The following is an 11,898-nucleotide window of genomic DNA, read 5'->3' as shown; positions in this document are numbered from 1 at the left end:
CCTGTGCACCCCTCACGCGCGACGGCCCGGCGCCCCCTTCGACGGGGACACCGGGCCGGACGACGCAGAATCGGTCAGTCGAGGTAGTCGCGCAGCACCTGCGAACGAGACGGGTGGCGCAGCTTGCTCATCGTCTTCGACTCGATCTGGCGGATGCGCTCACGCGTGACGCCGTAGACCTTGCCGATCTCGTCGAGGGTCTTCGGCTGGCCGTCGGTGAGGCCGAACCGCATCGACACGACGCCCGCCTCGCGCTCGCTGAGCGTGTCGAGGACGGAGTGCAGTTGCTCCTGCAGGAGTGTGAAGCTCACCGCGTCGGCCGGGACGACGGCCTCGGAATCCTCGATGAGGTCACCGAACTCGCTGTCGCCGTCCTCGCCGAGCGGGGTGTGCAGGGAGATGGGCTCACGGCCGTACTTCTGGACCTCGACGACCTTCTCCGGGGTCATGTCGAGCTCCTTGGCGAGCTCCTCCGGGGTGGGTTCGCGACCAAGGTCCTGGAGCATCTGCCGCTGCACGCGGGCCAGCTTGTTGATGACTTCGACCATGTGCACCGGAATGCGGATGGTGCGCGCCTGGTCGGCCATCGCGCGGGTGATCGCCTGGCGGATCCACCACGTCGCGTACGTCGAGAACTTGAAGCCCTTGGTGTAGTCGAACTTCTCGACCGCACGGATGAGGCCGAGGTTGCCCTCCTGGATGAGGTCGAGGAAGAGCATGCCGCGTCCCGTGTACCGCTTGGCGAGGGAGACGACGAGACGCAGGTTGGCCTCGAGGAGGTGGTTCTTGGCGTTCTTGCCGTCCTGGGCGATCCACCACAGGTCCCGCTTCATCTGCGAGTCGAAGGAGTCGCCCGAGTTGAGGCGGCTCTCTGCGTAGAGACCGGCCTCGATGCGCTTGGCGAGCTCGACCTCCTGCTCGGCGTTGAGGAGGGCGACCTTGCCGATCTGCTTGAGGTAGTCCTTGACCGGGTCGGCCGTGGCGCCGGCGGTGACGACCTGCTGGGCGGGGGCGTCGTCCTCGTCGTCCTCGCGGAGGACGAAGCCGGACTCCTCGCTGCCCTCGGTCGTCTCCTCGGAGCCCTTCTTGCCCTTGCGGGTGCTGCGAGCCTTGCGGGCGCCCTTGGTGTCGTCGGCCTCGTCGGTGGTCTCGTCGTCGGTGTCGGCGGAGGCGCCGTCGACCTCCGTCTCCTCGACGGTGTCCTCGACCGGGGGGACGGTGGCGAGCTCCTCGAGATCGACGTCCTCGATCGCCGGGTCGTCAGCGGCCTTCTTCGCGGTCGACGTGGCGGTCTTGCGGGTGCTCCGGGCCGCCGTCTTCTTCGCCGCCGTCTTCTTCGCCGCCGTCTTCTTCGCCGCCGTCTTCTTCGCCGCCGTCTTCGTCGCGGCGGTCTTCTTGGCGGGGGCGGTCGTGGTGCTCGTCGCGTCCTCGGTCTCGGCGCTCGCGGGCGACGTCGCCTTGGCGGCACCCTTGGAGGCGCCGCTCTGGGACGCGGTGCTCTTCGCCGTGCTCGTCTTCGACGTGGCGGACTTCGTGGCCGACTTCGTCGTGGAACGGGTCGTCGTCTTCTTCGCCGTCTTGCGGGGAGCCCGTTTGCTGGTCGAACCCACCGCCTGCGCGGCGTGCACCGTGTCGAGGGTGATCTGGACGCCGTTCTGCTCGAGGGCCCGGATGACGGCCTTCTGACGGGCGGGGGTGAGTTCGGCGGTCTCGAGGGCGACCTTGAGGTCGCTGCTGTCGACGGAACCGCGGGTCATCCCGAGCTTGAGGAGGTTCTCGAGCGCAGGGTGGGAGAACTCGGCAGGGAGCTTGGCCGGCGTTGAGGTCGACTGGGGGGCGTTCGCCACGGGGTACCCTGACACCTTTCTGACGGAGGTGACAAAGCTGCGTAGGGCTTCGTCCTGATGATTCGCCCCGGCGTGCGAGGCATGGTCACGGGCGTGGACGGGGGCGTCGTTTCGATCCCGGCCGCCGGTGTCGGATCCCCATTATAATTCGACGCGCCCCGACCCTGCACGACCGACCGTCCAGAATCGCCGTTGGTCCCGCCGCCGCAACGACGTCGGCGCAGGTGACGGCGCCGCCGCCCGGTCGTGCATGCTCGACCGACCACGGCGGCGACCGGGCGGGCGGCCCGCCGTGGGCGCCGACCTCGGGATCCCGGATCCCGGCCGCGGACGCGCCCGACCGGGCCGCCGCGGCCTCGATCGACGAGGGTCACCGGGCCCGGGGCGGCGGCACGTCGAGGCGGACGAGGTGCGCGACGAGGTCGGCGAGGGCGTACCCCGGCTCCTCCTCCAGGGCCACGGCGGACGCGACCGCGGCGAGGGCGCCGTCACCGCAGTGCCAGGCCCACACGGCGAGCATCGAGAGCGTCGTCGCCCGTAACGGGGTGGGGGCGACGCGGGCGAGGTGGACGAGCGTGGCCCGCACGGCCACCCGGGCGGCGAGCGCGTCGAGATCGGTGCCGTCGGTGTCGAACGGCTCGTTCCTGGCCCCGGGCGGCGCGACCCGCGCCGCGCCGGGCGTCGGTGGGTCGATCGGGTCCGCCCGCAGTGGGACGAGCCGGGTGTGCAACGCGTCGCGGTGGGTGAGGTCGGAGACGAAGGCGAGGACCGTCGCGGCGTCGTCGAGCCCCCAGGCGCCGGGGGTTCGGTCAGTCGACGTGACGGTGTCCGCGGCGGAAGGATCGGCATGCACCGCGGCGGACGCGAGGGGTGTCACCGTCGCGACGGAGGTCGCCTCCGTGGAGGGCGCGTCCGCCGCGTGGGGGAAGACGACCTGCGGCCCCCCCGGAGCACGTGTGCTCGGTCGGTCCGGGGAAGGGGCCGGGGAGGTCGACCCCGGCGGCGACGAGTCGGTTCCAGGCGCGGAATCCCGCGCCCGTGTGCACGCCGTGGGCGACGAGGGTGCGGACGGCGGCGTCGACCTCCGGCGACGGGGTGCGGGCGAGGGCCGTCCGGAGCGCCGCGCGATCGGAGAGCGGCGCGATGCCCCGCCCCACGTACTCGGCGACGAGGGGGACGTCGGCGGGTTCGGGCAGGGGGCGGGGGACGTCGTCGTCCCACTCGCGCCACGTCGATCCCGAGACGACGACGGCCCGGGTGGTCGCGACAGTGATGTCGTCGAGGGCGTGGACGAGGAGTGGGAGCGCCGGGGCGGGGTCGGCGCCCGTCGTGTAGGCGACGACGAGCACGGTGTCGAGGCACGGAGCGAGTCGTCGCACTCCCCCGACGAGACGGACGAGCACCTCTGGATGCAGCGGCCAGGAGTCCGGCAGGTCGGCACGTTCGACGAGCGCGAGACGCGCCTTCTCGAGGCCGAGGACGACGAGGGCGTCCCGGAGTTCGAATCCGACGTGGTAGGGCAGGAAGGCGAGCAGGTCCGGCAGGGATCGCAGCGGGGTCATGCCCCCGACGGTCCCCTCACCGCCCCCTCCCCGTGGACTCCCGACGCGGCGCTGGGGACGAGCGGACCCACCGGGAGAAGGCTGGGGACGAGCGGACGAGGCCCCGCACCTGGCCCGGATCGAACCCGAGCCGAGCCGAAGTCGAGCCGGAGTCCGGCCGGGAGTCCGACCGGGTGGGGCAGGAACCGCCGAGTCGACGCGAGGACGCCACCGGACGCGGGATCGGCACCCCGCACGGCCTCGACCGCCACGGGACGGAGCGCGACCGCGGACGACGACGGCCCGGGTCCCGCTCGTCGCGGGTGCCCGGGCCGTCGTGCCGGAAGAGCGTCAGTTCTCGCTGGGCAGCGAGGTGAGCGTCGCCTTGAACGGGAACTGCTCGCGCACCCCGTCGGCGATCTTCTTGAGAAGGTAGGAGTCGAGCCCGGCGCCGATGGCACCGCCCGCGACGGGCACGAGGCGGCCCAACTTCGTGAGGGTCGTACGGCCCATCCGCGTGATGATGCGGAACCCGACGCCCTTGTTGATCGCCATGACGACCGCGCCGGGGAGCCTGTCGGCGGCGAGATTGGCGAGCTTGCCGGTGGACTGGTAGCCGACCTTCTTGAGGAGGTCGTCGGAGTCCGCGCCGATGAGCGAGAGGAGGATCGCGGAACGGACGGCCGGCTGCTGGATGTCGTAACCGCGGACGGCGGCGATGGCGGCCGCCATGCGGGTGGCGACGACGTAGAACCCGACGACGTTGGCCGGGAGTGCGACGGGCATCGTGACGAACCCACCGAGGCCGGTGACGAACCCGTTGCCCGCGGCGAGGCGCAGGTGGGCGCCGACGATGTCGTCGACGACGCGCTCGGGGTCGCTGCGGCGGCGACGGGCGTCGTCGGCGACCTTCTGCGCGGAGTCGAACGTGCCCTTGCCGTCGATGCCGATCTCGAGGACGCGCTCGACGAACTTCGTCGCCTGGCTGCCGAGCAGGCCCAGGTCCTCGGTCGCGACCGGTGCTGTCGGCGTGTCCTTCTTGCGGTCGAAGATCCCCATGTGTGTCCTCCCGGTGGACGGTGGTGTGTGGTGCGCCCGCGCGCGGTGTGTGCGGGTCCTCGTTCCCTCTGTTCCCCGGCGGGCCGGGATCCACACGTGACGTCTCACGTGGGTCCGTGCACGGCCAGGTGGGGCGTCAGTGGGGGCCGCGTCTGATCTCGTCGAGGAACGCCTCGAGTTCGGCTCCGAGCTGGTCCCCGGTGGGCAGCGGTCCACCGCCGAGACCCTGGTCGTCGCCGTCGTCGTCGGAGGCGTCGTCGAGGTCGCCTGCGGCGAGGCGTGCGACGCGGGCGTCGTACTGCTCCTCGAGGGCGCGGACGATCTCGGCGGCCTCCGCCGATGCCGCGACCTCCGAGGCGATGGCGTGCGCGCTGTCGGCGGCGGCGAGTTCGAGCGCCGCAGGTGGCAACGACAGTCCGGCGACGTCGGCGAGCCGTTCGAGAGCGTGCGCGGCGCCTGCGGGGAAGTCGCTCTGCGCGAGGTAGTGCGGCACGTGGACGGCGAATCCCATCGCCGCACGGCCCTGTTCGCCGAGGCGGAGCTCGAGGAGCGCCGCGAGGGAGCCGGGGATCTCGACGGTGCCGAAGACGGGGCGGGCGCCCTCTCGGATCTCCTCCGTCGTGCCGTGGAGGGTCGACGTGACCGGCCGGGTGTGCGGCACGGCCATCGGGATGCCGTAGACCGAGACGACGCGCTCGACGGTGAGGAGCCGGACGAGCTCGCTCACCGCGGCGACCATCCGCTCCCACTGGTAGTCGGGCTCGGGGCCCCACAGGAGGAAGAACGGGGTGCCGGCGTCGTCGATGACCCGGTAGAGCGCGAGGCATGGGTCGGTGTACTCGCTGTAGTGGTCGCGGGAGAACGTCATGACCGGACGCCGTGCGCGGTAGTCGAGCAGCTGGTCGAGGTCGAACGTCGCGACGACCGTGTGGTCGAGGGTGCGCAACAAGTGCTCCACGAGGAGGCGTTGCGCGTGGCCGGCGTCGAGGAACCCCCCCAAGGCCACGACCATCATGTCCGCACGCAGGTCCACCAGGTCGGTGTCCGTCTCAAGCCGGTAGAGCATCGAGGGATCCTGCACCGGGTCTCCTTCCGTCGTCGTCGCTCGTACACAACGCTCGGCGGGCGTCGACGATTCCCGCCGCGGGTCCGATGGGTCAGGCGGCGTGGGCGTCCTCGACGGCGTCCATCGCCTTGTAGATGCGCTTCTCGGAGACGGGGTGGGCCGTGCCGATCGTCTGGGCGAAGAGGCTGACGCGCAGCTCCTGGACCATCCAGCGGAGCGCGACGACGTCGTCGGCGCCGCGTTCGATCGCGGGGAGGGACTCGACGACCTTGACCCGTTCGGCCTCGACGGTGCGGACGATCTCGAGGCGCTGGGCGTCCCGCCACGGCTCGGCGGGGGCCTTGTCGAGGCGGACGAGCATGCCCTGGAGGTAGCGGGGCAGGTGCCGCAGATAGGCGTGGCCGGTCTCGGCGACGAACCCGGGGTGGACGAGGTCCTGCAGCTGCGCGCCCAGGTCGTCCCTGAGCGCCGCCATCTCCGGCGTCGACGGCTTCATCGTGTCGAGGGCGAGCCGCACCGCGAGCGCCCTCTCGAGGACGGGGTGCACCCACTCGACGATCTCGACGACGGTGGGCACGATCTCCCGCCGCACGGCGGCGAGCGCCTCGTCGAACTGGGTCGGGGTGCGGATGAGTTCGACACCGGAGGCGGCGAGGGACCGGGCGGCGATCGCGTCGACGGCGGCGGCGAGGACGTCGTCGAGGAGCGCCTGCATCGAGCCGTGCGGGTTGTTGCCGAGGGCGAGCCGCTGGGCGTTGGTGAGGAGCCCGAGGATCCGCTTCCACGGCACGGTCGTGTTGAGGAGGATGAGGCGCCGCAGACCGAGCCGGGTCGCGGCGACCTGCTCGGCGCGTCCGGCGAGCACCTGGACGGCGACGGAGTCCCCCTCGTCGACGAGGGCCGGGAATCCCTGGAGGTCCCGTTTGCCGACGCGGCGCTCGAACGTGGCGGGCAGCTCCTCGAGGTCGAACGTCACGAGGCCGCGGCGTTCGACGTCGCCCGCCGCCTTGGCCATCGTCGTCCGGACTGCGGGGGCGAGTTCCTCCTGCAGGGCCGTGAGGTCCTTGCCCTCCCCGAGACGACGCCCGCGGGGATCCTCGACGCGGAACGTCATCCGGAGATGGTCGGGCACGCGGGTGACGTCCCACTCCCCCGACGCGACGCGGTGGCCCGTGCGGATGTAGAGGGCCCGCGCGAGTTCCTCGGTGAGCGGCACGCCCGCGGCCATCTGCTCCTCGTCGGCCTCGGCGAGGGCGGCCTGGGCGTGGTCGGGCGTCGGGACGAAGTGCTTGCGCGTCGCCTTGGGCAGGCTCTTGAGCAGCGCGGTCGCGAGCTCGGGCCGCAGACCGGGCACCTGCCAGTCGAAGCCCTCGTCGTCGACCTGGTTGAGCTGTTCGACGGAGATGTGGCACGTCACGCCGTCGGCGTCGGCGCCCGGCTCGAACTGGTACGTGAGCGGCAGGTGGAGGTCGCCCTGCACCCACTCGTGCGGGTAGTCCCGCGCGTCGACGGCGTCGGCGTCGGCGGAGACGAGGAAGTCCTCGGTGAACGTGAGGAGCTCGGGGCGGCGGCGACGTTCTTTCTTCCACCACGCGTCGAAGTGCGAGCCGCTCACGACGGAGGCGGGCACACGGTGGTCGTAGAACTCGAAGAGGGTGTCCTCGTCGACGAGGATGTCGCGCCGCCGCGCCCGCGACTCGAGCTCGCTGAGCTTCTCGACGAGCTTGCGGTTGTCGTGGAAGAACCGGTGCGGAGTGTCCCAGTCGCCCTCGACGAGGGCGTGCCGGATGAAGAGGTCGCGGGAGGCGACGGGGTCGATCGCGCCGTAACTCACGGGGCGTCCGACGACGATCGGTACGCCGTAGAGCGTGACGCGCTCGTCGGCGACGACCCCGGCCCGCTTTCGGCTCCAGTGGGGTTCGCTGTAGGAGCGCTTGAGGAGGTGCGCGCCGACCTCCTCGATGGTGGCCGGATCGGTCGCGGCGTTCGTGCGGGCCCACAGGCGGGTCGTCTCGACGAGTTCCGCGCTCATCAGCCAGTCGGGGTTGGCGCGGCGCAGCACCGAGCCCGGCTGGATCGCGAACCGGGCGCCGCGGGCACCGAGGTAGTCGCGCTTCTCGCGGTCGTGGAGGCCGATCTGCGAGAGCAACCCGGTGAGGAGGGCCTTGTGCACCGCCTCGGGCGGCGCCGGACGGGTGTTGGGGGTGATGTCGAGCTCGCGCATCGTCGTCGTGAGCTGCCCGACGAGGTCCTGCCACTCCCGGATGCGGAGGTAGTGGAGGAACTCCGCCTTGCACAGCCGCCGGAACGCGCTGCCGGAGAGCTCCTTCTGCTTCTTGCGGAGGTACCTCCACAGGTTGAGCAGCGTCGTGAAGTCGGACGTGTCGTCCTTGAACCGGGCGTGGCTCTGGTCGGCCTGCGCCTGCTTCTCGAGGGGGCGTTCGCGGACGTCCTGGATGGAGAGCGCGGCGACGATGATCGTCACCTCGCGCAGGCACCCCTCGTCCGCGGCGGCGAGCATCATCCGCGCGAGGCGCGGATCGACGGGCAGCCGGGCGATGCGGCGGCCGACGTCGGTGAGTCGCCGCCGCGGGTCGGGCTCGTTCGGGTCGATCGCCCGGAGTTCCTCGAGCAGGCGCAGACCGTCGGTGACCATGCGCGCGTCGGGCGCCTGGACGAACGGGAACCGCGCGATGTCGCCGAGGCCGAGCGCGGTCATCTGGAGGATGACGCTCGCCAGGTTCGTGCGGAGGATCTCGGGGTCGGTGAACTCCGGGCGGGACTCGTAGTCCTCCTCGGAGTAGAGGCGGATCGCGATGCCGTCGGAGACACGGCCGCATCGACCGGATCGCTGGTTCGCGCTCGCCCGGCTGATCGGTTCGATGGGCAGCCGCTGCACCTTCGTGCGCTGGCTGTACCGGCTGATGCGGGCGGTGCCGGCGTCGACGACGTACCGGATGCCCGGCACGGTGAGGGAGGTCTCGGCGACGTTCGTCGCGAGGACGACCCGCCGCCCGCCGCCGCGGGAGAACACCCGGTGCTGCTCCTCGGCGGACAACCGGCCGAAGAGCGGGAGGATCTGCGTGCCGGGCAGGTTCATCCCCTCGAGCGCGTCGGCGGCGTCACGGATCTCCCGCTCGCCGGAGAGGAACACCAAGATGTCCTCGCCCCCGCCGTCGCGGGCGCGTTCGGCGGCGCCGCCCTCGGTCCACAGCTCCTCGACGGCCTCGCAGAGGCCGGTGATGTGGTCGATCTCGACCTCGACGTCGGGCTTGCCGGGCGTCGAGTTCGGCTCGACGCGCACGAGCGGCCGGTACCGGATCTCGACGGGGTACGTGCGGCCCGAGACCTCGATGATCGGGGCGGGGGTGCCGTGTGCGTCGGCGAAGTGCTCGGCGAAGCGCTGCGGGTCGATCGTCGCCGACGTGACGATGACCTTGAGGTCGGGGCGCCGCGGCAGGAGCTGCTTGAGGTAGCCGAGGACGAAGTCGATGTTGAGGCTCCGCTCGTGGGCCTCGTCGATGATGATCGTGTCGTAACGACGCAGGTCCCGGTCCCGCTGCAGCTCGTTGAGGAGGATGCCGTCGGTCATCACCTTGACGAGCGTGTCGCGGCTCGACTCGTCGGTGAACCGCACCTGATACCCGACCTGCGCGCCGAGCTCGACGTCGAGCTCGTGGGCGAGCCGTTCGGCGACGGAGCGGGCGGCGATACGTCGGGGCTGGGTGTGGCCGATCTGCCCCGTGATGCCACGGCCGAGTTCGAGGCAGATCTTGGGGATCTGCGTCGTCTTGCCCGAGCCCGTCTCACCCGCGATGACGACGACCTGGTGGTCACGGATCGCCGCGGCGATGTCGTCCTTGACGGCCGAGACCGGCAGGTCGGGATAGGTGACGTCGAGCGCCTCGGCCGCTCGACGACGTGCTTCGACGCGGCGCTCCCACGCGGCACGACGCTCCGCCTTCTGCTCGGGGGTCAGCGGCGGACGACCGCCCTGCCGACGCCCCTGCCCGCGGCGGCCGCCCGAGCCGCGGCGACCACGACCACGCCCCCCGCGATCGTCGTTCTGGGCCGACGCCTGTGACTCACCGGTCGAGGACGCACGGCCCCGTCGCGGGCCCTCGCCCTTCGGCGCGGCCTCGCCCGACGCTCCCGCCTCACCGCGCGTCGGGGCGTCGGCGCGGGGTGCGCCTCCCCCGTCACCGTCCCGGCGCGCGCCCTTCCGACGCGGTCGGCCGCGCGACGGCCGAGGCGTGCGGTCCCCGCCGTCGCCGCATTCGGACCGCGGAACGGGGTCGGCGGGCCGGGACTGCGCGGGCGTGGGGGAATCGGACACGCCTTCCAGGATACGGCCGTCGTCCACCGGGTTTCCCGGCCCGGGGACGCGGCCCCACCCGATGGGGGTCACATCACCCATGGTGCGAAGTGCGACACGTTCCCCGACGGGGTTCGCGACGATGCCCTCATGGGGCGCCCACGCTTCCTACTCTTTCCTCATGACCTCCGAACGCCGCTCCATCGGGCTGCTTCCCAAGATCCTCATCGCCATCGTCCTCGGCATCGTCTGCGGGCTGTTCTTCCCCGAGTGGCTCACGAGAGCGTTCGTGACGTTCAACGGATTGTTCGGCAACTTCCTCGGTTTCATCATCCCGCTCATCATCGTCGGGCTCATCACGCCCGCGATCGCCGAGCTCGGCCGCGGGGCGGGCAAGTGGCTCGCGGTCACGGCGGCCATCGCCTACGGCTCGACCCTGTTCGCCGGGTTCGTCGGCCTCGCGACGAGCATGGCCGTGTTCCCCTCGCTGCTCGCCGGCAAGACGGCCCAGTCCGTCACCAACCCGGAGGACGCGCTCCTCACGCCGTTCTTCAAGGTCGAGATGCCGCCGCTCATGGGCGTCATGACGGCCCTCATCCTGGCGTTCATCATCGGTGTCGGCCTCACCCTCGTCGACGGTGACGTCGTCCGTCGGGGCTTCGTCGAGTTCCGCGAGATCGTCAACAAGGTCATCGCGGGCGTCCTCATCCCGCTGCTGCCGCTCTACATCTTCGGCGTGTTCCTCAACATGGCCGCCGCCGGTCAGGTGTGGAACGTCATCACCACCTTCCTCGGCGTCATCCTCATGGTGTTCGCGCTCACCGTCGTGCTGCTGCTCATCCAGTACGCGATCGCCGGTGCGTTCTTCAAGAAGAACCCGCTCGTCATGCTCAAGACGATGCTCCCCGCCTACGCCACCGCGCTCGGCACCTCGTCCTCCGCCGCGACGATCCCCGTCACGCACCGCCAGGCGATGCAGATGGGCGTGAGCGAGCCCGTGTCGTCGTTCGTCGTCCCGCTGTGCGCGACGATCCACCTCGCCGGGTCGACGATCAAGATCACGTGCTTCTCCCTCGCCGTGATGTTCCTCTACGGCAAGCCCGTCGACATCCCCACGATGATCGGGTTCGTCATGATGCTCGGCATCATGATGATCGCCGCCCCCGGCGTGCCCGGTGGCGCGATCATGACCGCGACGAGCCTCCTCACGACGATGCTCGGGTTCACGGAGCCGCAGGTCGGCCTCATGATCGCCACCTACATCGCGATCGACTCCTTCGGCACGGCGACGAACGTCACCGGTGACGGCGCGATCGCCGCCATCGTCGACACCCTCACCCGTCGCAGCCGCGGGCGTGAAGAGCGCGGCGCCACGGCCGTCGCCTGACCCGCCCTCCTTCTCCGTCCTCCGGCCCGCGGCACCTTCGGGTGTCGCGGGCCGCGGCGTGCCGGAAGGGGGTCAGAGGGTGGCGCGGCCGGAGACGACGGCGTCGTGGGCGGCGTCGACGGTGGTCTCGACGTCGAGGTCGCTCGAGTCGATCCACACGCCCCGGCCACGGAGCGGCTCGAACTCGCTCGCGATCGCGTCGTGACGGTCGCCGATCGCCCGCACACCCCGCGCCGCGTCGCGGGCCCGACGCACCGTGATGCTCGGGTCGAGGTGGACGTACGCGAGCGGCCGGTCACCGGTGGATTCGCGCAGCGTCTGTAGGAGGGACGGGATCGTGAGGGAGTCGACGACGACGGTGAAGCCCGCGTCGTCGAGGTTGACGGCGAGGGCGGCGATGTTGGCCCACCGCAGCGACAACTGCCGCCACCCCTCGTCGGCGGGCTCCTCCCCCACGTCGACGCCGCCGCTCACGATGAGGTCGTTCTGGAGCCGGTCGCCCTCGACGACGGCGGCCCGCGCGAACCGGCGCCCCAGCGCCGCGGCGACGGTCGTCTTGCCTGCGCCGGGCAACCCGTTGACGACCACGATCGGATGACCGTCGCCCGGAGTCGTCGCGCGCGGGGGTGTCCTCCTCGGAGGCGTCACGTCCTGCCGGTCGGTGGGGTGGAGATCGTTCACGC

General features: G+C 71.4%; 8 protein-coding genes. 1 reads left to right on the top strand and 7 read right to left on the bottom strand.

Going from position 1 to position 11,898, the window contains the following annotated elements:
* Positions 1-74: 74 nt before the first annotated feature.
* The 6 genes from MOPEL_RS04415 to hrpA form a co-directional block, all read right to left on the bottom strand.
* Positions 75-1,847, bottom strand: a complete 1,773-nt coding sequence (locus tag MOPEL_RS04415) for an RNA polymerase sigma factor (protein ID WP_009481656.1) — start codon at positions 1,845-1,847, stop codon at positions 75-77.
* Positions 1,848-2,217: 370 nt separating this feature from the next.
* Complete coding sequence (locus MOPEL_RS17090) at positions 2,218-2,700, bottom strand: DUF4192 family protein (RefSeq protein ID WP_169316277.1); 483 nt, start codon at positions 2,698-2,700, stop codon at positions 2,218-2,220.
* Entirely contained in the window at positions 2,657-3,409 is a 753-nt protein-coding gene (locus tag MOPEL_RS17085; RefSeq protein WP_009481654.1) for a DUF4192 family protein, read from the bottom strand. The genes MOPEL_RS17090 and MOPEL_RS17085 overlap by 44 nt, the downstream gene beginning before the upstream one ends.
* Positions 3,410-3,739: 330 nt before the next feature.
* Positions 3,740-4,447, bottom strand: a complete 708-nt coding sequence (locus MOPEL_RS04400) for an EcsC family protein (RefSeq protein ID WP_009481653.1) — start codon at positions 4,445-4,447, stop codon at positions 3,740-3,742.
* Between the two features lie 136 nt (positions 4,448-4,583).
* A complete protein-coding gene (locus MOPEL_RS04395) occupies positions 4,584-5,528 on the bottom strand; it encodes a PAC2 family protein (protein ID WP_009481652.1) in 945 nt (314 codons plus the stop codon).
* Between the two features lie 76 nt (positions 5,529-5,604).
* Positions 5,605-9,930 (bottom strand): ATP-dependent RNA helicase HrpA, encoded by a 4,326-nt coding sequence (gene hrpA / locus MOPEL_RS04390; protein ID WP_009481651.1) that lies wholly within the window; start codon positions 9,928-9,930, stop codon positions 5,605-5,607.
* Between the two features lie 79 nt (positions 9,931-10,009).
* Between hrpA and MOPEL_RS04385 the strand changes: the two genes are divergently transcribed.
* Positions 10,010-11,215 carry a dicarboxylate/amino acid:cation symporter gene (locus tag MOPEL_RS04385; RefSeq protein ID WP_040632895.1) on the top strand — a complete coding sequence of 402 codons (1,206 nt, stop codon included), beginning with the start codon at positions 10,010-10,012 and terminating at the stop codon, positions 11,213-11,215.
* 72 nt (positions 11,216-11,287) lie between these two features.
* Here the strand turns inward: MOPEL_RS04385 and MOPEL_RS15705 are convergent, their stop codons facing one another.
* Positions 11,288-11,896, bottom strand: a complete 609-nt coding sequence (locus MOPEL_RS15705) for an AAA family ATPase (protein ID WP_141631179.1) — start codon at positions 11,894-11,896, stop codon at positions 11,288-11,290.
* Positions 11,897-11,898 lie beyond the last annotated feature (2 nt).

Origin of the sequence: Mobilicoccus pelagius NBRC 104925, from assembly GCF_000247995.1 — a bacterium.
Classification (GTDB): domain Bacteria; phylum Actinomycetota; class Actinomycetes; order Actinomycetales; family Dermatophilaceae; genus Mobilicoccus; species Mobilicoccus pelagius.
This window is presented reverse-complemented; position numbering and strand designations above follow the sequence as displayed.

What these genes read in the sequence shown, in the direction of transcription:
- MOPEL_RS17085 (WP_009481654.1), bottom strand. Translation starts at nt 3,409, where the DNA reads ATGACCCCGCTGCGATCCCTGCCGGACCTGCTCGCCTTCCTGCCCTAC.
- MOPEL_RS04400 (WP_009481653.1), bottom strand. Translation starts at nt 4,447, where the DNA reads ATGGGGATCTTCGACCGCAAGAAGGACACGCCGACAGCACCGGTCGCG.
- hrpA (WP_009481651.1), bottom strand. Translation starts at nt 9,930, where the DNA reads ATGGGTGATGTGACCCCCATCGGGTGGGGCCGCGTCCCCGGGCCGGGA.
- MOPEL_RS04385 (WP_040632895.1), top strand. Translation starts at nt 10,010, where the DNA reads ATGACCTCCGAACGCCGCTCCATCGGGCTGCTTCCCAAGATCCTCATC.